23 protein-coding genes and 2 pseudogenes are annotated in these 21,579 nt (G+C 71.4%); 14 read left to right on the top strand and 11 right to left on the bottom strand.

The annotated features are described in order from the left end of the window. Positions 1 to 195 precede the first annotated feature (195 nt). Complete coding sequence (locus OG972_RS14525; RefSeq protein WP_003953983.1) at positions 196 to 453, bottom strand: WhiB family transcriptional regulator; 258 nt, start codon at positions 451 to 453, stop codon at positions 196 to 198. A 321-nt stretch (positions 454 to 774) separates the two neighbouring features. After that, positions 775 to 1,743 (bottom strand): diacylglycerol kinase family protein, encoded by a 969-nt coding sequence (locus OG972_RS14520; RefSeq protein WP_266981665.1) that lies wholly within the window; start codon positions 1,741 to 1,743, stop codon positions 775 to 777. Between the two features lie 153 nt (positions 1,744 to 1,896). On the opposite strand from OG972_RS14520, the gene OG972_RS14515 reads away from it, so the two are divergent. Then, positions 1,897 to 2,346, top strand: a complete 450-nt coding sequence (locus OG972_RS14515; RefSeq protein WP_266981663.1) for a hypothetical protein — start codon at positions 1,897 to 1,899, stop codon at positions 2,344 to 2,346. 81 nt (positions 2,347 to 2,427) lie between these two features. Here OG972_RS14515 and OG972_RS14510 read toward each other — a convergent pair whose 3' ends face one another. The 3 genes from OG972_RS14510 to OG972_RS14500 form a co-directional block, all read right to left on the bottom strand. Continuing rightward, positions 2,428 to 3,354 (bottom strand): RNA polymerase sigma factor SigF, encoded by a 927-nt coding sequence (locus OG972_RS14510; RefSeq protein WP_266981661.1) that lies wholly within the window; start codon positions 3,352 to 3,354, stop codon positions 2,428 to 2,430. Positions 3,355 to 3,377: 23 nt separating this feature from the next. Then, positions 3,378 to 3,791 carry an anti-sigma regulatory factor gene (locus tag OG972_RS14505; protein WP_030915678.1) on the bottom strand — a complete coding sequence of 138 codons (414 nt, stop codon included), beginning with the start codon at positions 3,789 to 3,791 and terminating at the stop codon, positions 3,378 to 3,380. Between the two features lie 231 nt (positions 3,792 to 4,022). Beyond that, entirely contained in the window at positions 4,023 to 4,283 is a 261-nt protein-coding gene (locus OG972_RS14500) for a UBP-type zinc finger domain-containing protein (RefSeq protein WP_266981659.1), read from the bottom strand. Positions 4,284 to 4,318: 35 nt separating this feature from the next. Between OG972_RS14500 and OG972_RS14495 the strand changes: the two genes are divergently transcribed. Then, entirely contained in the window at positions 4,319 to 5,929 is a 1,611-nt protein-coding gene (locus tag OG972_RS14495; protein WP_266981658.1) for a Na+/H+ antiporter, read from the top strand. Here OG972_RS14495 and OG972_RS14490 read toward each other — a convergent pair. The 4 genes and pseudogenes from OG972_RS14490 to OG972_RS14475 form a co-directional block, all read right to left on the bottom strand. Continuing rightward, positions 5,896 to 6,813: a 1-aminocyclopropane-1-carboxylate deaminase/D-cysteine desulfhydrase gene (locus OG972_RS14490; protein ID WP_266981656.1), complete on the bottom strand. Its 918-nt coding sequence runs from the start codon at positions 6,811 to 6,813 to the stop codon at positions 5,896 to 5,898. The two genes, OG972_RS14495 and OG972_RS14490, sit on opposite strands and share 34 nt — an antisense overlap. Before the next feature lie 46 nt (positions 6,814 to 6,859). Then, a pseudogene (locus OG972_RS14485) lies at positions 6,860 to 7,282 on the bottom strand (N-acetylmuramoyl-L-alanine amidase); the annotation flags it as partial. Positions 7,283 to 7,407: 125 nt separating this feature from the next. Continuing rightward, positions 7,408 to 8,604 (bottom strand): globin domain-containing protein, encoded by a 1,197-nt coding sequence (locus tag OG972_RS14480; RefSeq protein ID WP_266981655.1) that lies wholly within the window; start codon positions 8,602 to 8,604, stop codon positions 7,408 to 7,410. Positions 8,605 to 8,687: 83 nt separating this feature from the next. Continuing rightward, positions 8,688 to 9,134 (bottom strand): Rrf2 family transcriptional regulator, encoded by a 447-nt coding sequence (locus OG972_RS14475; RefSeq protein ID WP_266981654.1) that lies wholly within the window; start codon positions 9,132 to 9,134, stop codon positions 8,688 to 8,690. Between the two features lie 177 nt (positions 9,135 to 9,311). Between OG972_RS14475 and OG972_RS14470 the strand changes: the two genes are divergently transcribed. The 6 genes from OG972_RS14470 to OG972_RS14445 all read left to right on the top strand — a co-directional run bounded on the left by OG972_RS14470 (position 9,312) and on the right by OG972_RS14445 (position 14,945). Continuing rightward, positions 9,312 to 10,718 (top strand): family 2B encapsulin nanocompartment shell protein, encoded by a 1,407-nt coding sequence (locus OG972_RS14470; protein ID WP_266981653.1) that lies wholly within the window; start codon positions 9,312 to 9,314, stop codon positions 10,716 to 10,718. 269 nt (positions 10,719 to 10,987) lie between these two features. Next, the gene (locus OG972_RS14465) at positions 10,988 to 12,031 is read left to right on the top strand and encodes a family 2 encapsulin nanocompartment cargo protein polyprenyl transferase (RefSeq protein ID WP_266981651.1); all 1,044 of its coding nucleotides are present in this window, start codon (positions 10,988 to 10,990) and stop codon (positions 12,029 to 12,031) included. Between the two features lie 123 nt (positions 12,032 to 12,154). Then, positions 12,155 to 12,751, top strand: a complete 597-nt coding sequence (locus OG972_RS14460; RefSeq protein WP_266981649.1) for a GNAT family N-acetyltransferase — start codon at positions 12,155 to 12,157, stop codon at positions 12,749 to 12,751. A 66-nt stretch (positions 12,752 to 12,817) separates the two neighbouring features. Continuing rightward, on the top strand, positions 12,818 to 13,486 hold the full coding sequence (locus OG972_RS14455) for a DUF6304 family protein (protein WP_266981647.1): 669 nt from the start codon (positions 12,818 to 12,820) through the stop codon (positions 13,484 to 13,486). Between the two features lie 125 nt (positions 13,487 to 13,611). Next, the gene (locus OG972_RS14450) at positions 13,612 to 14,583 is read left to right on the top strand and encodes a DUF1648 domain-containing protein (protein ID WP_266981645.1); all 972 of its coding nucleotides are present in this window, start codon (positions 13,612 to 13,614) and stop codon (positions 14,581 to 14,583) included. Between the two features lie 2 nt (positions 14,584 to 14,585). Next, the gene (locus tag OG972_RS14445; protein ID WP_266981643.1) at positions 14,586 to 14,945 is read left to right on the top strand and encodes a GntR family transcriptional regulator; all 360 of its coding nucleotides are present in this window, start codon (positions 14,586 to 14,588) and stop codon (positions 14,943 to 14,945) included. Positions 14,946 to 14,966: 21 nt separating this feature from the next. Here the strand turns inward: OG972_RS14445 and OG972_RS14440 are convergent, their stop codons facing one another. Beyond that, on the bottom strand, positions 14,967 to 15,422 hold the full coding sequence (locus OG972_RS14440; protein WP_266981642.1) for a group II truncated hemoglobin: 456 nt from the start codon (positions 15,420 to 15,422) through the stop codon (positions 14,967 to 14,969). Between the two features lie 219 nt (positions 15,423 to 15,641). Here OG972_RS14440 and OG972_RS14435 point away from each other — a divergent pair. From OG972_RS14435 to OG972_RS14415, 5 genes and pseudogenes are all read left to right on the top strand, one after another. Then, a pseudogene (locus tag OG972_RS14435) lies at positions 15,642 to 15,859 on the top strand (LysR family transcriptional regulator); the annotation flags it as partial. A gap of 92 nt (positions 15,860 to 15,951) precedes the next feature. Next, on the top strand, positions 15,952 to 17,001 hold the full coding sequence (locus OG972_RS14430) for an NAD-dependent epimerase/dehydratase family protein (RefSeq protein ID WP_266990478.1): 1,050 nt from the start codon (positions 15,952 to 15,954) through the stop codon (positions 16,999 to 17,001). A gap of 9 nt (positions 17,002 to 17,010) precedes the next feature. After that, positions 17,011 to 17,373 carry a DUF952 domain-containing protein gene (locus OG972_RS14425; RefSeq protein ID WP_266981640.1) on the top strand — a complete coding sequence of 121 codons (363 nt, stop codon included), beginning with the start codon at positions 17,011 to 17,013 and terminating at the stop codon, positions 17,371 to 17,373. Beyond that, positions 17,370 to 18,281 (top strand): NAD(P)H-binding protein, encoded by a 912-nt coding sequence (locus OG972_RS14420; RefSeq protein WP_266981638.1) that lies wholly within the window; start codon positions 17,370 to 17,372, stop codon positions 18,279 to 18,281. The genes OG972_RS14425 and OG972_RS14420 overlap by 4 nt, the downstream gene beginning before the upstream one ends. A gap of 66 nt (positions 18,282 to 18,347) precedes the next feature. Then, positions 18,348 to 18,968 (top strand): amino acid transporter, encoded by a 621-nt coding sequence (locus OG972_RS14415; protein WP_266981637.1) that lies wholly within the window; start codon positions 18,348 to 18,350, stop codon positions 18,966 to 18,968. Between the two features lie 37 nt (positions 18,969 to 19,005). On the opposite strand, the gene OG972_RS14410 is transcribed toward OG972_RS14415, so the two are convergent. Continuing rightward, positions 19,006 to 19,617, bottom strand: a complete 612-nt coding sequence (locus OG972_RS14410; protein ID WP_266981636.1) for a TetR/AcrR family transcriptional regulator — start codon at positions 19,615 to 19,617, stop codon at positions 19,006 to 19,008. A gap of 100 nt (positions 19,618 to 19,717) precedes the next feature. Between OG972_RS14410 and OG972_RS14405 the strand changes: the two genes are divergently transcribed. Next, entirely contained in the window at positions 19,718 to 21,190 is a 1,473-nt protein-coding gene (locus OG972_RS14405) for an MFS transporter (RefSeq protein ID WP_266981634.1), read from the top strand. Positions 21,191 to 21,579: the final 389 nt, after the last annotated feature.

Genomic DNA, 21,579 nt, shown 5'->3' with positions numbered 1-21,579 from the left:
CCGCCGCCGGGGCACACCCGACGGACGGCACGAACGGGAATGCGCAAAGCAGTGGGCCCGGACCGTTGATCACGGTCCGGGCCCACTGCTTCATGCATGCGCTTTTGGGGTACTGCGCGCTGCGACTCGGGGGGCGGGTTCGTGCGTACGCTCTGTACGCGCCGCCTGACTGAGGCTCGTAGCGGTGGCGTCGAATCAGGCGCTGGCGTTACGCGCCCGGTTGCGAGCGGCGCGGCGCTTCATTGCGCGGCGCTCGTCCTCGCTGAGGCCACCCCAGACGCCGGAGTCCTGGCCGGACTCGAGCGCCCACTGCAGGCACTGCTCCATGACGGGGCAGCGACGGCAGACGGCCTTGGCTTCCTCGATCTGCAGCAGCGCAGGACCGGTGTTGCCGATGGGGAAGAACAGCTCGGGGTCTTCCTCACGACAAACGGCGTTGTGACGCCAGTCCATGGCTGCTACCTCTCCTTGGTATTACATATACGGTGCTTGTGAATGTGAACGCTTTCACGAATCCCCCCGCAGGTGACGGGCCGACGCCCAGATGAACTGGTTGTGGTCCTGTGCAAGTGAGGAGGGGTTCTGGCTCTCAGTGGAGGCCGTTGTTGCGGGCCGTCCCGATCGCCATGTAGAGATTCGCAAACCTCGGCGGCGGATACAACCCCTTCCGGAAACTTTTTTTTGATTCCTCGGTGTCGGCTAGGTCACAGCCGTACTTCCATGGGGTGGAGGCCAGTCCAAACGTTCGAGTTAAAGGACTTTGAGCCCTTCCGCTCACACAATCACACGCAGTGCACGGCGTACGCCTGTGAACGTCACACTCGTGCGCAGGCCCAGGTGGTCACCGTCCATCTGGAAGGGCAGCGGGGCCTTTGAATGCAAGGTGAAGTCCGTGAGGTCATGGAGTGAAACCGCGTGCTTGCCGTGCGGGCCCTTCTCGGGGCTCGAGGTGAGCAGCTGGGTGCCGTACCGGGCGACCGCCGGAGTGGAGAGGCGCTTCAGGCCGAGGACATCCAGGGCCGTGTCGAACGACGCCTTCGGGGACGCGTACATCGGGCGGTTCCCCAGGTAGGTCCAGGGGGCTGTGTTCGAAATTATGGAGAGCGCGAGATCGGTGACCGGGTCCTGGCCGGGGACGTCCAGCGTGATCACCCCGTGCCGCCGGTGCGGCTCCTCCAGGAACTGCCGGACCACCTGGCGCACGTACAGCGCATGTGTGGACCGCTTCCCGCGTTCGCGCTTCTGTTCGACGCGACCGACCACGCCCGCGTCGAATCCGAGGCCGGCGCAGAACGTGAACCAGCGTTCGGGGACCGATTCGTCCTCGGTGCCCGGCGTGCCGGCCGCAAGCCCCAGGCCGACCGTGCGTTCGGTCCGGTTGGCGAGCGCGTCCAGGATGGCGCCGGTCGCCTCCACCGCGTCGTTCGGCAGGCCGAGTGCGCGCGCGAAGACATTGGTGGAGCCGCCGGGGACCACGGCCAGGCTCGGCAGGTTGTCGATGTCGGGACCGCGGTGCAGCAGACCGTTCACGACCTCGTTGACCGTGCCGTCGCCGCCGAGGGCGACGACGAGATCGATGGTGTCCGAGTCCGCGGCCCGCCGTCCCAGGTCCCGGGCATGCCCCCGGTACTCCGTGGTCACCGCCTCCAGCTTCATCTCGCTGGCGAGCGCGTGGATGAGCACGTCACGGGTACGCGCACTGGTGGTGGTAGCAGCTGGATTGACCACGAGGAGTGCGCGCATGGCCGCCAGACTACCTACCGTGCGGTACCCGTCTGAAGTCCCGCCCCCTGCCCTTCACGGTCGGTGACGGCACGGCTGCGAGGGGCTCGGACGCGGCACCCCGGCCCGGACCCCGGCTTCGCTTTCAGCGGGCCGGGATGTCAACCTGCAAGGGTGAGTACTCAGCAGAACACGCCGTCCTCGTCGCCCATGGCCGAGCCGACGAAGCCGGCCAGGATCACTCTCGTGGCCGGGCTCAATGCCCTCGAAGGGGCGGCGCTCGCCCTCGGCGGGATCTACATGCTGGTCATGGGGCTGCTCGGTCGGCCCGAGAGCCCGCAGCAGGCGGAGATGGGCGGGCTCACTCTGATCGCCCTGGGCCTGATCCCGCTGATCGCGTCCCGCGGACTGGTGCGGCGGCGCAGCTGGAGCCGCGGCCCGGCGCTCATCACGCAGATCATCGCGCTGCCGGTGGCCTGGACGCTGCTGCGGTCGCACGGCGCGCTGATCCCGGCCGGGATCGTCCTCGCCGCGGTTTCACTGACGGCGCTTTTCCAGCTGGCCAGGCCGGCGACCCGGGAAGCGCTCGGCATCCGGGGACCGGGCGCGTCGCCGGAGGCGTGACCTGGCGGCGCAGCACGTCCGCAGCCGGGCGCGGCAGCGCACCCCACAGCCGGTGAACCACAGCGCCCGCAGAGCGTCCGGCTACTCCTCGACGAGCAGCCGCTCGCGCAGCTGCGCCAGCGTGCGCGCCAGCAGACGCGAGACGTGCATCTGCGAGATGCCGACCTCCTGCGCGATCTGCGACTGGGTCATGTTGCCGAAGAACCGGAGCAGCAGGATGCGCTTCTCCCGGGGCGGCAGGTCCTCCAGCAGCGGCTTCAGTGACTCCCGGTACTCGACGCCCTCCAGCGCCTCGTCCTCCGAGCCCAGCGTGTCCGCCACCGCCGGGGACTCGTCGTCCGTGTCCGGCACGTCGAGCGACAGCGTGCTGTACGCATTGGCCGATTCCAGGCCCTCCAGGACCTCTTCCTCGGAGATGCCCAGCCGCTCCGCCAGCTCGTGCACCGTGGGCGACCGGCCGTGCTGCTGGGAGAGCTCGGCGGTGGCCGTGGTGAGCGAGAGGCGCAGCTCCTGCAGCCGGCGCGGCACCCGGACCGCCCAGCCCTTGTCGCGGAAGTGGCGCTTGATCTCGCCGACGACGGTCGGCGTGGCGTACGTCGAGAACTCGACGCCCCGGTCCGGGTCGAACCGGTCCACCGACTTGATCAGGCCGATGGTGGCGACCTGGGTCAAATCGTCCAGCGGCTCGCCGCGGTTGCGGAATCGGCGGGCCAGATGCTCCACGAGCGGGAGATGCATCCGCACCAGCCGGTTGCGCAGCTCGGCCTTCTCCGGCGAGCCGTCGGGGAGTTCCCGCAGCTCGTAGAAGAGTGCCCGCGCCCCGCTGCGGTCGTGTGGATCGTGGTGCCCGTGCTCGCTCATCTGGCCGTCCCGCTCCGCCTGCGACTGCTCCACCGCGACCGTACGGACCACCGGCCCGTCCGCCCCGTCCACCGGATGGGGCATGGCCTGCTGCTCCGGGATGTCTGCTGCTCGCACCACCCCTGGTCGGATCGTCTCGTCTCGCACAGGACCGTCCCCGTTCCCGTTGCTCACGCCGGCCCGGGTCCCGCGCCGCGCTGCTTGTACAGGCTGATGCTGACCGTACGGTCATCGGCGACCGTGGAGTCGACCTTGCCGGCCAGCGCGGAGAGCACTGTCCAGGCGAAGGTGTCGCGCTCCGGGGCCCGGCCGTCCGTCGTCGGGGCGGCCACCGTCACCTCAAGGGAATCGTCGACGAGCCGGAACACGCAGCTGAGGACGGAGCCCGGCACGGCCTGCTGAAGCAGGATCGCGCAGGCCTCGTCGACCGCGATACGAAGATCCTCGATCTCGTCGAGAGTGAAGTCCAAGCGCGCTGCGAGACCGGCCGTGGCCGTACGCAGCACCGACAGGTAGGCACCCGCAGCGGGCAGCCGGACTTCCACGAAGTCCTGATTCCCGGGCTCGCCTGCGATCTGGGACACCCTCACCTCCAAGGTGGCACAAACTCATTCGAGGTTCCGGGAGGGCGCCCCGGAGCCATGCGGTACGTCTTCGGTTCTTGGTCCGGCGACGCTATCGCGATCCATGATGCCGTGTCGCCGGAACCCCATCCCATGACTGTGACTCATGGTAAACCCATGAGCACACACAGTGGCTAGAGGTCTGCGGCGGTCAATTGCGAAGAACCGGCGCCGGTTTGACGTACCCAGCCATCACACGATCGAACCGTCCTCGAAGCACCAGCGCCAGCTCTCTCCCGCCTCGAAGCTTCGCATGATCGGGTGGCCGGTCTCCTTGAAGTGTCCCGTCGCGTGCTGCAGGGGCGACGAGTCGCAGCAGCCGACATGGCCGCAGACCAGGCAGAGCCGCAGTTGCACGGGGTGGGTGCCCGCGGCAAGACATTCGGGACATGTCTCGCTGAGCGGGACAGGCTCGGGGCGGGGCAGTTCGGGAACGTGCAGGCACTCACTCATGATTGTCAGGTTACGACGGATGCGAGGACCGTGAGATGGATGTATTGCCGCTGGTGGCACTGGTCGCGGCCAGTGCCGCGATCGCGGGCGCGGCAAGGCGCACCCCGGTACCGGCCCCGCTGCTGCTGGTCGCCGCGGGGCTGCTCGCCTCCTATCTGCCCGGGGTGCCGGCCTACACCCTGGACGCGCACATCGTGCTGCCGCTGCTGCTGCCGCCCCTGCTCTACACGGCTGCGGTCGACAGCTCGTACCTCGATCTGCGGGCCAATGTCCGGCCGATCGCCCTGCTCTCCGTCGGCTACGTCCTCTTCGCGACCTTCGCGGTCGGCTGGCTGGCGTACTGGCTCGTGCCCGACCTGCCGCTGACCGCCGCGCTGGTGCTGGGCGCCGTCATCGCGCCGCCGGACGCCGTCACGGCGGCCGCCATCGCCCGCCGGGTCGGGCTGCCCAGCCGGGTCACGACGATCCTGCAGGGCGAGTCCCTGGTGAACGATGCGACGGCGATCACCGCCTACAAGGTGGTGCTGGCCGCCGCCGTCGGCGAGGGCGTCAGCTGGGGCGCCGGGATCGGCGAGTTCCTCGTCGCGGCGGTCGGCGGTGTCGGGGTCGGCCTGGTGCTGATGGTGCCGCTGCACTGGCTCCGCACGCACCTCAAGGAAGCCCTGCTGCAGAACACCCTGTCGCTGCTGATCCCCTTCGTGGCGTACGCGGCGGCGGAACGCGTGCACGCCTCCGGAGTGCTCGCCGTGGTCGTCGTGGCGCTCTATCTGGGGCACCGCTCCTGGCAGGTCGACTTCGCGACCCGGCTCCAGGAGGCGGCCGTGTGGAAGATGGTCGCGTTCATTCTGGAGTCGGCGGTCTTCGCGCTGATCGGACTACAGCTGCCCTTCGTGCTGAAGGGGCTCGGCACCTATGCCGTCACGGAGGCTCTTCGGTACGCGGTTGCCGTCTTCCTCGCCGTCGTCGTGGTCCGCTTCATCTGGGTGTACCCGGCCACGTATCTGCCGCGGTGGCTGTCGAGACGGATCAGGGAGCGCGAGCCCGAGACCAACTGGACCGCGCCCCTGATCGTCGGCTGGGCCGGGATGCGCGGCGTCGTCTCGCTCGCCATCGCCTTCTCCATCCCGCTGGTGATGACCTCCGGGGAAGCCTTCCCGGCCCGCAACCTGGTGCTCTTCCTGACCTTCACGACGGTCATCGGCACGCTGGTCATCCAGGGGCTCACCCTGCCTCTCCTGGTGCGCGTCCTGAAGCTCCCCGGGCGCGACGCGCAGGCCGAGACCCTGGCCGAGGCACAGGCCCAGAGCGAGGCGTCCGCGGCCGCCGAGGCGCGCCTGGAAGAGCTCCTCCAGGATCCGCGCAACTGCCTGCCCGGACCGCTCACCGACCGGCTCCGCGCCGTCCTGGAGCGCCGCCGCAACGCCGTGTGGGAGAGGCTCGGCGCCTCCAATCCGCTGACCGGGGAGTCGGCGGACGACACCTACCGGAGGCTGGCCGGCGAAATGATCGAGGCCGAGCGCACCGTCTTCGTCCGGCTGCGGGACGAGCGCCGGATCGACGACGAGATGCTGCGGAACCTGCTGCGGCGGCTGGACCTGGAGGAGGCGGCGGCCTACCGGGAGGAGTCCGGCACCCCCCAGGGCTGACCCGTGACGACAGCGGCGACCGTGGTGCCCGGAGCGAACGCGCCCTCCTCGGCGAGTGTCGTCAGTCCATAGAGCAATTTGGCGACATAGAGCCGCTCGACGGGCAGCCCGTGCCGGTCCTCGAAGTCGTCGGCGAAGGCGTGCAGCTCCGGTGTCGTCCGGGCGTAGCCGCCGAAGGCGAAGCGCTCGTCCAGCGACCACGCCCCGGCCGGGCCGCCGAACGCCTCCCGCTGCAGCTCCCGTACCGCGTCCCCCAGGAAGCCGCCGCGCAGCACCGGGATGCCGAGTGCCCGCTGACCGGGTGCGAGGCCCGCGGCAAGACCGGCGAGGGTGCCACCGGTGCCGCACGCCACCGCGATCACATCGGCCCGGCCGTGCAGCTCCCGCCCCAGCGCTGTGCAGCCCTGTGCGGCCAGGGCGTTGCTGCCGCCCTCCGGGACGACGACGCACTCCCCGCAGTCGCTCAGCAGCCCCGCCAGGACCGCTGGATCGGCCTTCGCGCGGTACGTGGCGCGGTCCACGAAGCGCAGACGCATGCCGTCCGCCGCGCACTGCGCCAGCGACGGGTTGAGCGGGCGGCCGGCCAGTTCGTCGCCGCGCACGACGCCGACGGTCGGGAAGCCGAGCAGCCGGCCGGCGGCGGCGGTGGCGCGCAGGTGGTTGGAGTACGCACCGCCGAAGGTCAGCACGGTGCGCCCGGCGGCGGCCGCCAGGTTGGGGGAGAGTTTGCGCCACTTGTTGCCCGGCAGATCGGGGTGGATCAGATCGTCGCGTTTGAGCAGCAGCCGCACGCCGTGCCGGGCGAAGTGCTCGTCCTCGGCCGGTTGCAGGGGTGACGGGAGCACCGGCTGCAGCCGGGAGAGGGCGGGCGGGTCGGAGGGCATGCGCCCATTGTCGCCCGGCGGCCCGGTGACCTCGGGCGGGGGCGGGCTACTTCAGCCGGTCGCGGATCCCGGCGCGCATGGAGTCCGTCGTGAAGCCGCGCGGATCGACCTTGCCGGGCTGCCACTCCCTGTGCCCGATGACGGACCGGGAGGTCCAGCCGTGGTGGCGGCAGATGGCGGCGGCGGCCTTCTCGACGGCGTCCAGTTGGACGTCGGGCCAGGGGTCCTTGCCGTCGCGGTGGTTCTCGCACTCGAAGCCGTAGAAGTGCCTGTTCCCGTCGGTGTTGGCCTCGTTGTCGGCCGGCAGGCGCTTCTCGGCGACGACGGCGCGCAGGACGTCGTCGTCACCGAATCCGGCGTGGTTGGTGCGGCCGTAGCCGACCAGACGGATCCGGCCGTCCTTGGCGATCACGCCGTGGCAGAGCGGTCCGGGAAGCTCCGCGTAGCCGTCACGGCAGATGCGGACCGTGGGCGCATGGGGGAGCGATCCTTACAGCGCTTGTACCGGAGCGCAGGGCTCGGGGCCGTTCCCGGGCCCTGCGTTCGGGCGGTGTGCGAGCCGATCCGGTCAGTTCCGCGAGCACCCGCGGCGGTTCAGCCCTGGGCGAGCCACAGGTCGGGGCCGAACACCTCGTAGTGGATGTCGGCCGCCGGGACACCCTTGGCCAGCAGCTGGGTGCGCACGGCCCGCATGAAGGGCAGCGGACCGCAGAGGTACGCGTGCGTGCCGGGCCGGACCGGGATGCTGCCCAGGTCGACCAGACCGGTGCGGTCGGCCGGGTGGCCGGGCTCCGGGTTCTCGTACCAGAAGTGTGCTGCGCCGTCCGGGAGCTTGGCGGTGAGCTGCGCATGGTCGGTGCGCAGGGCGTGGTCGGCGGGGGAGCGGTCGCCGTGCACGACGGTGACCGGGGCCCGGTGGCCGGTCGCCGCAAGGTGCTCCAGCATCGACAGCATCGGGGTGCAGCCGATGCCCGCGGAGGCGAGCAGCAGAGGGGCGTCGACGGCGTCGATGACCAGATCGCCGTACGGGGCGGAGACACGCAGCCGGTCACCGGCCCGGGTGGCGGCGTGCAGGTGCGTCGAGACCTCGCCGTCGGGCGATCCGTCGCCGTGCACCCGCTTGACGGTGATCGAGTGCAGCCGGGAGCCGGGACCGCCGGAAAGGCTGTACTGCCGTATCTGCCGGGCCCCATCGGGCAGTTCCACCTGCACGGAGACGTACTGGCCGGGCCGGAAGGCGGGGGCGGGCGCGTCGTCGGCCGGGCGAAGCTGGAAGGTGGCGACGTCGTCGTTCTCCTCGATCCTCGCGACCACCTCCCACTCGCGCCAGACGTCACCGGCGACGAGGCCCCGCTGGGCGTAGAGCCGGTCCTCGATGGCGATCAGGGCGTTGGCCATCAGCCAGTAGACCTCGTCCCAGGCGGCCGCGACCTCCGGTGTGACCGCGTCACCGAGCACCTCGGCGATGGCGGCGAAGAGATGGGTGTGCACCACCTCGTACTGTGCGGCGGTCACGCCGAGCGAGGCGTGCTTGTGGGCGATGCGGCTGAGCATCACGTCGGGACGGGTGTCCGGGTGCTCGACCAGCTGGGTCGCGAACGCGGCGATGGACCCGGCGAGTGCCTGGCGCTGGGCGCCGGAGGCCTGGTTGCCGCGGTTGAAGAGGTCGCGCAGCAGCTCGGGGTGGGCGTCGAAGAGTTTCCGGTAGAAGAGATCGGCGATGTCCCCGATGGCTGCGCCGACGGCGGGGAGGGTGGCACGGACGGTGGCGGTCGACGACTCGGAGAGCATCGGGCGGACTCCTCAGGGTGAATTGGTATCTGAGATTCTTATTTTTGGGCAGAGGTGAGGCCGGGCTGTACCCGGCGGGGGATTCAGTCGGCGGGACGGCTGCTGCTGATGCCGATCAGCAGGGGGCCGGTGGGGGAGGTGACGAGTTCGGCGACGGTGATCGGGTCGAGCGAGGCGTAGAAGGCCTCCTCCGCGAGGCGCAGAGCGCCGCGCAGCCGGCAGGCCGAGCGCAGCGGGCAGGGGGTGCTGCCCTCGCACTCGACGACATCGCCGGGCCCTTCGAGCTCGCGGACGAGTCCGCCGATCGATGCGGACCGGCCGGCTCCGGTGAGGGCGAGCCCGCCGCCGCGGCCGCGGCGCGCCTCGATCAGGCCGAGGTGCTGGAGCCGGGCGACCACCTTCGCGGTGTGGGTGTACGGCACCTGCATGGTCGCCGCCACCTCCCGGGTGGTCGGCGGATCCTCGTTCTCCACGACGGCGAGGCGCATCAGTACGCGCAGCGCCACGTCGGTGAATTTCGTCAGCCGCATGACCGTCACGTTAGATAATTGGCATCGAGGATGCAAGTTATCCGGCTCCAGGGGTATCGCTGAGCGGCGTGCCCAGCCCAAAGCCCGATTAGTCACACTCTTTTGTGTAATGGCGTGCCGTGTCCCCATGCTGAAAGGCTTTTCACGCAGGTCAGCCGATGATCGAGAGGACGTCAGATGTCCGTTGGTGAAGAGGTTCAGAGCGCGCAGGTACCGCCGCAGCAGAGTCTGGGCACGGCGGCGGCGCGGAACCTCGCGACGACCACCAAGTCCGCTCCGCAGATGCAGGAGATCACCTCGCGGTGGCTGCTGCGCATGCTCCCCTGGGTGCAGGTGCAGGGCGGCACGTACCGGGTGAACCGCCGGCTGAGCTACTCGGCCGGAGACGGCCGGGTGACCTTCGTGCAGACCGGCGACCGGGTCACGGTGATCCCCGCGGAACTCGGCGAGCTGCCCGCGCTGCGGGACTTCGCCGACGAGGAGGTGCTCGCGGAGCTGGCCCGCCGGTGCGAACAGCGCGAGATCGCCGCGGGACAGGTGATCGCCGCGTCCGGGGAGTCGGCGGACCGGGTCTTCCTGCTGGCGCACGGCAAGGTCGAGAAGGTCGGCACCGGTCCGTACGGCGACGAGACCGTGCTCGGGGTGCACGCCGACGGGGCGTACTTCGGCGACCACGCGCTGATCGAGGGCGACGCCGTCTGGGAGTACACCGCACGTGCCGTCACGGCGTGCACGGTACTCACGCTGAGGCGGGCGGACGTGCTCAACCTCGCCGAGCGGGCGGACTCGCTCCGCACGCATCTCGCCGGGCTGCTCAACATCCCCCACCAGCGCACCAACAAGTACGGCGAGGCGGAGATCGACCTCTCCGCGGGCCATGTCGGCGAGGCCGTCGTCCCGCACACGTTCGTGGACTACGAATCGGCCCCTCGTGAGTACGAGTTGAGCGTCGCCCAGACCGTGCTGAAGGTCCACAGCCGGGTCGCCGACCTCTACAACCAGCCGATGAACCAGACCGAGCAGCAGTTGCGGCTCACGGTCGAGGCGCTCCGCGAGCGCCAGGAGCACGAGCTGATCAACAACCGAGAGTTCGGGCTGCTCAACAACTGCGACTACGGGCAGCGCCTCCAGCCGCACGACGGGGTGCCCGGCCCCGACGACATGGACGAACTGCTTTCGCGCCGCCGCGGCTCGAAGCTCTTCCTCGCGCACCCGCGGGCCATCGCCGCCTTCGGCCGCGAGTGCAGCAAGCGCGGACTGGTGCCGGAGAGTGCGGAGATCGGCGGACACCATGTGCCCGCCTGGCGCGGGGTGCCCATCTTCCCGTCCAACAAGATCCCGGTCACCGACGCCCGCACCACGTCGATCATCTGCATGCGAACGGGCGAGGCCGAGCAGGGGGTCATCGGACTGCAGCAGACCGGCATCCCGGACGAGATCGAGCCGAGCCTCTCGGTCCGGTTCATGGGCATCGACGAGCAGGCGATCATCTCGTACCTCGTGACGGCGTACTACTCGGCGGCCGTCCTGGTGCCCGACGCCCTGGGCGTCCTGGAGAACGTCGAGGTCAGCCGCTGGCGCTGACGGTCAGCTGGCCCGGACCGGACCGTCAGGATCCGGCCCCGGCCCGTGACGGCCCCGGCCCGGGGTGCGCCCGACCGGGGTGCCCCGCCGCGATGCCCCCGTGGAATCCACCCACTCACCGAGTCCATCCCTGCCCCGGGTCCGGGTTGCTCCGGACCCGGGTGCTCACCGAAACCACCCACGCCCCCCGGTCCGGGGGTGCGCCTGACCGGGGTGCCCCGAGCCGGCGTACCCCGGTCAGGGGGGTGCCCCAGGGGGAGCCTGTGACCATGATCAGTACGGACGCCGCCACCGAGGGCAACGAGGCCGCGGCGCTCCTGGAATGCGCGCGGAACCTCGTGGACCCACAACTGCGGTCCGCAGTCGAATCGTTGCCCGGATCCATCCGGCGCGTGGCGATGTACCACTTCGGCTGGGAGCACGCCGACGGCTCCGCGGCCGGCGGGCAGGCCGGCAAGGCGATCAGGCCCGCGCTCGTCCTTGCCGCGACCAGGGCGGTGGGCGGCGACCCCGAGCGGGCGGTGCGGGCAGCCGTGGCCGTGGAGCTGGTCCACAACTTCAGCCTCCTGCACGACGATGTCATCGACGAGGACCGGACCCGCAGGCACCGCCCCACGGCCTGGACGGTCTTCGGTGTCCCGGCCGCCGTCATCGCGGGCGACGCCATGCTCTCCCTCGCCCACCGGCTGCTCGCCGAGGACACCCGTCCGGCGTCGGCGCGCGCCTCGGCCCGGCTCGCCGGCTGCGTCATCGAGCTGTGTGCGGGTCAGCAGGCGGACTGCTCCTTCGAGGAGCGCGGCCCCGACGAGGTCTCGTTGGACGAGTGCCTTGCCATGGCCACAGCCAAGACCGGCGCCCTGCTCGGCTGCGCCTGCGCGCTCGGCGCGCTGTATGCGGGGGTGGAGGAGCGGGCGGTCGGCGCGATGGACGGCTTCGGCCGGGAGGCGGGCCTCGCCTTCCAGCTCATCGACGACCTGATCGGCATCTGGGGGGACCCGATGCAGACCGGGAAGCCGGTCGGGGCGGATCTCGCCGCCCACAAGAAGTCCCTGCCGGTGGTCGCCGCACTGACCTCCCACACCCCGGCCGCGGCCGAACTCGCCGGGCTCTACCGGGGCTCCATGAACACGCCCGACGAGGTGAGCCGCGCCGCCGATGCCGTCGACCGGGCCGGCGGCCGGGACTGGGCACAGGCCTGCGCGGGGGACCGGATGGCCCGCGCCGTCCACCATCTGTCCCGGGCGGTACCCGACCTGACCGCGGCGGGCGACCTGCTGGCCCTGGCGGAGTTCGTCACCCGCCGGACGCACTGACCGGAGAGAGGGGGAGTGGGGACCGGCCCGGCTCCCGCCGGACTCGTACGGCTTCAACTCTAAGATCCTGTACGTAGGTTGAGGTCGCGCGAGTTCATGGGCGAGTGAGGGTGGGAGCCGGGCATGGGCGTACGGATACGGCAGGCGGACGAGGCGGACCGGGAGCAGGTCGTCCGGCTCCTCGACGAGGCGTTCCACGACGACCCGGTCAGCAGCTGGGTCTTCCCGGACGAGACGCACCGCCGGGCCGTTCACGGAAAGTTCCTCGGCGTCTTCGTCGATGTCACGCTCGCCGAAGGCCGTATCGATGTGCTGGAGGACGGAACGGCCGTGGCGTTGTGGCTGCCGGTGCCCGCCGGTGAACCCACGGAGGAGGACCCCACCCCTGCGCTGATGCGGGCGACCGCGGACCCCGACAACGAGCGGACCGAGTTGGTCGGGAAGCTGACGGGCGCGATCCATCCGCACGACCGGGCCCATGAGTACCTGCTTTTGATCGGGGTGTCCCCGGAACGCCAGGGGGAGGGGATCGGGGCGGCCCTGATGGCCGAGGTGCTGGAGCGCTGCGACCGCGACGGCGTTCCCGCCTATCTGGAGGCGAGCAGCGCGCGCAGCCGCCGGCTCTACGAGCGGCTCGGGTTCACCTTCATGGGCACGACCGTGGATCTTCCGGACGGCCCGGCGATGTGGCCCATGTGGCGCGAACCGCAGGCGGGCTGAGCCCGCGCGCACGCAAGCGGAGGGCGGCAGGGGGACGCCGGCGGGCACGGGCTACAGTCCCTGCCCATGACAGACGAGTCATGGGCAGGCTGGTACCGGGACCGCCAGGGTTCCGACGCCATCATCCTCACCACCGACGGACAGCAACTCCGCATCCGGATCCGGGGCGTCGATTTCGAGGGCGAGAGCTTCGACGACCTCGGACCGGTCTCCGGCACGCCGCCGGAGAGCGGCATGTTCGCCCTGGCGGACGGCGCGCTCACCGACTGCGTGCTGGAGTGGGACCTGCCGCTGCCGGTGATCTCGGACGGCACGGTTCATCAGGCCACCCTCAGCTGCCTGCTGTCGCTGCGCCGCCCCGACGCCGATCTCCATCTGGAGCTGCACTTCGGCGGCGCGGTCTACGGTTCGCGCCGGGCCGAGTGCGACTTCGCCACCGCGCTCGCCACGATCCAGCGCATCCTGCCACCCGGAGTCCGTCTGCAGACCTGCATCGCCTGCGCGTTCTCGGACTACTTCCCGGCGCCCGGCCGTGGACTGTCCGGTGGCCTCGCCTGCTTCCGGGGTGCGAAGGACGCGTACCGGGGGGCGGCGGGCGAGGACGATGTCATCGGTCTGTGGGACCGGCGGACCGGATTCGTCCAGGAGATCTGGAGCTGCCGTGAGTTCGAGGCGCGCCCGGCGGAGGGCGCGGGCACCGGACACCGAGGCGCGTTCCCCCTCGAACACGCCTGACCACTCTCTCGCCCGACAGCATGTCGCGCGACGCGCTGTGCCCCGTACCGGATGAACCCCGGTGCGGGGCACCGCGCTTTACCAGACCCTCATTGTTCTACTAGCATGCGAACAAGGAGGTTTTAATGAACCGGAAGAATGTCGGCCGTGCGACCCTCGTCGCCCTGCCGTTCCTGCTCGCGCTCATCGTCGATCTGGCGCTCTTGGCCGCGTTCCGTGACCGGCTGCCCGGACAGTTGGCCAGCCACTTCGAGGCCGGCGGGCAGGCGAACGGCCATGCGGGCCGGACGTCGTACGTCCTCGTCACCGTCGTCCTGCTCGTGGTGACCGGCGCCTTGTGGGCCACCATGGTGGCGAAGGGGAACTTCTCCGGCCGGGCCTACCGCCTGCTGGTCGCCGGGGGATACGCCTTCGCCGGATTCTTCGGCTACCTGATGGCCGCCGTGCTGATCGTGAACCTGGATGCCGGTGAAGGCGCGCCAGGTGTGTCGTTCCCGATGTGGCAGCCGGCCGCCGCACTCGGCGTCGGCGCGCTCGCCGCCGGTCTCGGATTCGTGCTGGCCGCACTGGGCCCCGTACCGCAGCAGCCGGACCGCTCCGCGGAGGCCATGGGCGGCGAACGCATTGTGCTTGCCGACGGGGAGGTCGCCGGATGGGCGCGCAGCGCCGACAGCTGGTGGCTGCCGCTCGTCGCGCTCGGACTCCTCGTCCTCGGAGTCGTCCTCTTCTTCGTCGGCAACTGGTCCGCCGCTGTGTTGCTGCTGATCGTCGGGGTGCTGCCGGCAAGCTTCGCCCGGCCGTACGTGAGCGTGGACCGGCGGGGCATCACCGTCTCCGGGATGCTGCCCTGGCCGCGCATCCGGGTGCCGCTCGACCGCATCGAGGCGGCGACCAGCCGGGACATCAACGCCCTTGCGGAGTACGGCGGCTGGGGCTATCGCATCCGGCCCGGACGGACCGGGGTCATGATCCGATCGGGCGAAGGGATCGTGGTGAGGCTGGCCGGCGGGCGGGACTTCGCGGTGACCGTCGACGACTCCGCGACCGGTGCCGCGCTCCTCAACACCCTGGTCGACCGGCGCCGGGCGGGGCACTGACCATGCTCTTCCGGGTCGATCCCACCTCCACCGTGCCGCTCGGCGACCAGATCGCGGCCTGCGTCCGCCGGGCCGTCGCCGACGGAGCAGTGGTCCCGGGCGAGCGGCTCCCCGCCGCCCGGGTCCTTGCCGAGTCCCTCGGCGTCAACGTCCATACGGTGCTCCGCGGTTACCAGCAGCTCCGTGAGGAAGGGCTGATCGAACTGCGCCGGGGCCGGGGCGCGGTCGTCACCGGTGGCGCCTCGCCGCACCGAGCCCGGCTGCTGGAACACGTGCGCGACGTGGTCGCGGACGCGCGCGAGCTGGGCATGACGGAGGCCGAACTGCTGGCCCTGATCCGTGCCGAACTCGACAACACATGAAGGCCGTTGAAGGGGTTGGGGTCAGCGCAGGCCGTCCCATCCCCAGCGCGGTGTCGGCCCGGGATCGCCGAGGTCCTCGCCGGCCGGGGACGCCGACACGTCGCGTGCGATCTTCGTGCCCCAGTCGAAGTACTCCACGACGCGGCGGCGGAGCAGCTCGTCGTCCGGCAGCTCCTTGTCGACCGCCGCCGTCATCAGCTCCATCCAGCGCAGTCGCTGTGGCTCGGTGATCGACAGCCCGAGATGGGAGCGCAATAGGGCCTGGTGGCCGCCGAGCCTCGCGGTGTAGTCGGCGGGACCGTCGAAGATCTCGGCCAGCCATACGGCGACATGCTCGATGTGCGTCGGGGTGAAGTCCGCGAAGACGGGGGCGAGCAGCGGGTCGGCCAGCGCCTCGTCGTAGAAGGTGTTGCTCAGCCGGTGCAGTACGTCGATACCGCCGACGGCCTTGTACAGCGTTTCCGGACGCTCGCTCACGCGCGTACCTCCATGGGTGGGCCCGACCCTCGCGGGCCGCTGGGCCCAGCATCCAGCAGGGGGCCGGCCACACCGGGACCGTTCGCTGCCGGCGCATCAAGCGGGGGCGCGCGTTCACTCCGTCGGGACGGACTGCGGCGGATGTTCGGCGCGGCCGGTCCCACCTCGACCGCCCTGTACGGCGACTGCCTCCCCGGTCGTCCTCGGCGAGGCGGGCGCCCCTGCCGGCCCGCCTCGGGCCCGCGCCACGACATGGCCATCCGCCCCTGCGCGACGATCCGTCGGCCGTACGGCTGCTGCTGGTGTCGCGGCAGGGCGCCGACATGGGTCCGGTGTACGGGGAACTGGAAGTGGCCTACCGCGAGGCGGCACAGCGGGTGGCCGGGTTCCACCGGTGGCTGGTGCGCCACCGCAGCCCGCTCGCGCGGATGCCCTGACGTCCCGCCCGGACCCGGCCGATTCCGTCCACAGCGAGGAGATGTTCCCAACAGACCCGGCTGCGGGCAGAGTCGGCCCCATGAAGCTCTTGATCCTGGGCGGTACGGAGTTCGTCGGGCGCGCCGTCACCGATGCGGCGCTCGCACGGGGCCGGCAGGTCACCGTGTTCCATCGCGGCCGCCACGCACCCCCCGCGGGCGTCACAGAGCTGTTCGGCGACCGCACCAGCGCCGACGGACTCGTGGCGCTCGCCGCCGCCGCGGGGGAGAGCGAGGGAGGGGCGCACACCTGGGACCTGGTCGTCGACACCTGGAGCGGCGCACCCTCGGCCGTACGGGACGCGGCCCGGCTGCTCGCTGGCCGCGTCGGGCAGTACGCCTATGTCTCCAGCCGGTCGGTGTACGACCACCCCGCCCCGGCCGGACTCCCTGAGGACGGCCCGCTGGTGGACGGGGCCTCGCCGGACGCCGGGGCGGACGTCCCGTACCCGCAGGCCAAACGCGGCGGTGAACTGGCCGCACTCGACGTGTTCGGCGACCGCGCCCTGCTGGCCAGGGCGGGGCTGATCCTCGGGCCGTGGGAGAACGTCGGCAGACTGCCGTGGTGGTTGCAGCGGATTGCCCGCGGCGGAACGGTACTGGCCCCGGGGGCACCGGACACCCCGCTCCAGTACATCGACGCCCGCGACCTCGCCAACTGGCTGCTGGACGCGGCGGAACGCGGACTGCACGGACCGTACAACGTGGTCAGCCGCCCGGGGCACACCACCATGGGTGAGCTGCTGGACGCCTGTGTCCGGGCCACCGGCTCCGGTGCCGAACTGCGCTGGACGGCCGCCGAGAAGATCCTCGCGGTGGGCGTCGAGCCATGGAGCGAGCTGCCGATCTGGCTGCCGCCGGGCGAGCTGTACGACACCATGCACCAGGGCGACGTCAGCCGGGCACACGCGGCCGGGCTGCACTGCCGGCCGGTCGGGGAGACGGTCACGGACACCTGGGACTGGCTGCGCGGGCTGGGTGGCGCGGCGCCGCAGCGGCCGGACCGGCCCGCGGTGGGACTGGACCCGGAGACCGAGGCGAAGCTGCTCGCGGCCGGTTCACCGGCCACGCCGATGGCCCGGAGGATGCGCCGACGCGGCTAGTTTGGCCCCATGGCCGAACTCCTGCTGCACCTCACCGAAGGCCCTCTGTGGGAGGCGGCCCGCGGGGTCGGGACGTACGAGATGTCCACCCGCGGCCGCACCCTGCACGAAGAGGGCTTCATCCACTGCTCGCTGCCCCACCAGCTCCCCGGCGTGGCCGAGATGCTGTACGGCGCCGGGGCCCCGGCCGATGCCGAGACCCCTGCCGACCTGGTGGTGCTCGTCATCGACCCCGCGCGGCTCTCCGTGCCCGTGCGGTACGAGTCGTTCGCGCCCGGCGGCGAGGAGTTTCCGCACATCTACGGCCCCGTCCCGGTGGACGCGGTCGTGGAGGTACGTCCCTGGCCGCGCGAGGAAGGCAGTCCCGCATGAACACCACACCCCCCACCGACGCCCCGATCATCGCGGTCACCGGAGCGAGCGGCGCAGTCGGCGGCAGCGTCGCCCAGCGGCTCGTGCGCGCCGGCGTCCCCGTCCGGCTGCTGGGCCGTGACCCGTCCCGGCTGCCGGACCTGCCCGGGGCGGTCGCCGCTCCACCCGCCTCCTACGGTGACGGGGCGGCCATGCGCCGGGCACTCGCCGGGGCGCACACCCTGTTCCTCGTCTCCGCGCACGAGGGCCCCGACCGGGTACGCGAACACACCACCGCCGTGGACGCGGCGGTCGCCGCCGGCGTCGAACGCATCGTGTACGTGTCCTTCCTCGGCGCCGCACCCGACGCCACGTTCACCTTCGGCCGCGACCACTGGCACACCGAGGCGCACATCCGTGTCTCCGAGGTGCGCTACACCTTCCTCCGCGACAGCTGGTACCTCGCCGGGATCCCGGCGATGACCGGGTCCGACGGAGTGCTGCGCGGCCCGGGCGGCGACGGCCGGGTCGCAGCGGTGGCGCACGAGGACATCGCGGACGCGGCGACGGCCGTCCTGCTGGCCGACACCGAGAGCGAGGACACCCGCCACGACGGGGTGACGTACGACCTCACCGGACCGGAGGCATTCACCCTCGCCGAAGCGGCCGAGGAACTGAGCCGGGCCACCGGACGGACCATCACCTACCACCCGGAGACCCGGGAGGAGGCATACGCGTCACGCGCGCAGTACGGCGCGGCGGACTGGGAGGTCGCCGGCTGGGTGACGTCCTACGAGGCGATCGCGACCGGCGAGATGGCCACCGTCTCGGACGCCGTACCTCGTCTGACCGGCCGTCCGGCGCAGAACCTGGCCACGTACCTCCGGGAGCATCCGGGCAGCTACCGGCACCTGCTCAGAACCGACTGAACTCCCGGCGGACCGGCCGGGACGCCGGCCGGACCGGACCGGTCCGATGGGACGGAACGACGGCACATGCGCACAGAAACCCCCTGGGGCCCATGGGACCCCGCCCCGCTCCCCGAGGTCGCCCGCCGCTTCTCCGTACTGCACACCCCCTGGTGGATTGCAGGCGGATACGCGGTCGAACTGGCCGTCGGGCACGCCTTCCGGGACCACGCCGACATCGACGTCATGCTGCTCCGCCGCGACCAGCTGACCGCCCAGCAGGTGCTCGCCGGCTGGGAGTGGTGGGCCGCCGACCCGCCCGGCAACCTTCGCCCGTGGCTGCCCGGCGAGACACTGCCGCCCCACGTCCACGACATCTGGTGCCGTCCGGGCCCCGGCGAGCCCTGGAGGGTCCAGCTCATGCTCGACGAGGCGGACGACGACGGCCACTGGGTCTTCCGCCGCGACCCCCGCATCCGCCTCCCGCTCGACCGGTTGGGCCGGGTCTCGGGGGACGGCGTCCCGTACCTGGTCCCGCAGGTGCAGCTGCTGTACAAGGCCAAGTCCCGGCGTCCCAAGGACGACCAGGACTTCGCGACCGCTCTGCCGATCCTGAGCACCGACCAACGCGCCTGGCTGACTGAGACCATCGCCCTGGCGCACGGCGCCGACCACCCGTGGGCGGTGAGGCTGCGCAGGCAGTGGTGAGGAAGCGCGGGGCAGCCCCCGCCCGGCGCGCGCCGCGTCACCTCACGTACACGCCCGCGCGCGCCGCAGCCGCCGCGGCCTCGGCGGCGAGGTCGGCGGCCGCCGCGTCGAGGGGAGCGCCGCTGGCCAGCAGCCGGTAGTAGAGCGGGGCCGAGACCGCGCGGATCACCTCGTCGGGATCCGTGCCCGCGGGCAGCTCGCCGCGTTCCAGGGCCGCGGTGACGCAGCCCGCCCACTCCTTGACGCGGATCGCGTAGAAGCGGTGCAGGGACTCGGCCGTGCGGGGGTCACACGTCGCCGCGGCGATCACCGACGTGAAGAGCGGGCCCTGGCGCGGGTCGGTCAGCGTCTTCACCACGAGCTGCGCATTGGCCCTGAGGTCCTCGATCAGTGAACCCGTGTCCGTACGGGGAGAGGACTGCTCGGCCATGTCGTCGAGCAGATCGGCGATGAGACCGGTGGTGGTGGACCAGCGCCGGTAGACGGTGGTCTTGCCGACCCCCGCACGGCGGGCGACATCGGCGAGGTCGAGGCCGTCGAAGCCGTGCTCGACCAGGGCGTCGCCCGCCGCCCGCAGGACGGATTCCCGGACCCGGGCGGTACGCCCACCGGGCCGGACGGTGCCGGGCTCCACACCCTCAGAAGTCATAACGGGTCTCCAGTTCCATTAGGCAGGCTTCTCCTGCTACGGTGGCCCTACCTTAACGGAACCACGGAACCGTTAAAACTCCTGCTTGAGGAAGACACTCATGTCCGCACCCCGCACAACCCCGTCACCGACGGTCGAAGCCGGCGCCGCCGCCCCCGCGCAGCCCGGGATCCGCATGACCGGGCGGCAGAAGCTCGTCCTCACCCTTCTTCTCGGCGCCCAGTTCATGATCGCCGTGGACTTCTCGATCCTGAACGTCGCACTGCCGGTCGTCGGTAAGGGGCTCGGCTTCTCCCTCGCCGACCTCCAGTGGATCGCGACCGCCTTCGCGCTCGCCGCCGCCGGCTTCACCCTCCTCTTCGGGCGCGTGGCAGACATCGTCGGGCGCAAGCGGCTGTTCCTCGGCGGGATGGCCGCCCTCGGCGCCTCCTCCCTCCTCGGCGGACTCGCCACCTCGCCCGAAGTCCTGCTCTGCGCGCGCGTGCTGCAGGGTCTGGCCACCGCGGCCGTCACTCCGGCCGGGCTCGCCCTGCTGACGACGGCCTTCAAGGAGGGCCCGCTGCGTGAACGCGCCCTCGGTCTCAACGGAGCCCTGATGTCAGCCGGGTTCACCGCGGGAGCCATTCTCGGCGGGCTCCTCACCGACCTGCTCTCCTGGCGCTGGGCGTTCTTCATCAACGCCCCCGTCGCCCTGCTCGTCCTCGTTCTCGCTCCGTCCGTCATCACCGACTCGCGCCCCAGCGAGCGGCCCAGGCTCGACATCCCGGGCGCCGTGACCGTCACCGGCGGACTCCTCGCCCTCGTCTACGGACTCACCCAGGCCGGTGAGACCGGCTGGACCACCCCCACCACCCTGGCCGCACTCCTCGCGGGCGTCGCCCTTCTCGTCGCCTTCTGGTTCGTCGAGAAGCGGGCCGCGACGCCCCTCGTACCCGTACGGATCCTGAGGCGACGCAGCGTCATCTGGGGCAACGCGGCGGGGCTGATCGCCTTCGTCACCGAGACCTCCCTCGTCTTCCTCCTCACCCTCTACCTGCAGGAAGTCCTCGGCTACTCACCCCTCGCCACCGGATTCGCCTTCGGCGTCCTGGGCCTGGGCACAGTCATCGGCGGCACCCTCGGCGGCCGTGCCGTCGGTCGCTGCGGGACCCGGGCCACCATCGTCGCCGGCGGCATCGTCCAGGCCGCCGCCACGCTCACCCTGGTCGCCCTCGGCACCTCCGGCGCCTGGATCTGGCTCCTCCTCGCCGCCACCTTCATCGGCGGCATCGGCAACATGCTGATGATCGTCGGCTTCATGGTCACCGCCACCTCCGGCCTCGGCGACACCGAACAGGGCCTGGCCACCGGCCTCGCCACGATGACCCAGCAGGTCGGCATCACCATGGGTATCCCGGTCATGAGCGCCGTCGCCGCCGCCCGGATGACCTCGCTCGGTGACACCGGACCCACCGGCGTCCTGTCCGGAGTCACGGTCGCGATCCTGGTCAACTCCGCACTGGTCCTGATGGGTTCGCTGCTGGCCGGCGCGTTCCTGGGAACCCGGCTGCGCGCGGGAGCCACCGGCCGGTGACCGCCCTGGCGGTCCCGCCGAATCGGGGAGCTGCCCATGTGCCCTGCCCGCAGGGGCGCTGATGCCCGATCAGTTCGAAGAGGACACCGGAAAACCTGTGGGTGCGGCCGGGCACCCAGCCGGCCCATGCCGCGTATTTCCGCGAGCACGGCCCGGACGGGTTCCTCGGAGCGGGCGGCTCCCCGCCGAACAAGCTGCCCGAGCCGGAGCAGATCCGGGCCGGGCCGAGACCTCGTACTCGCGCACCGTCGAACGCCAGGAGGGCCCGGCAGCCGAAGCTGCCGGGCCCTCCTGTCCGTGTACGCCGTCCGCGCTGCGGCAGTCGGGTCCGTCCGGACCCGGCCGCATGCGCCAACTCGGCGATCAGGCCTTCTTGGTCTCCTAGTAAT

Origin of the sequence: Streptomyces sp. NBC_01669, from assembly GCF_026339735.1 — a bacterium.
GTDB lineage: Bacteria > Actinomycetota > Actinomycetes > Streptomycetales > Streptomycetaceae > Streptomyces > Streptomyces yanii.
This window is presented reverse-complemented; position numbering and strand designations above follow the sequence as displayed.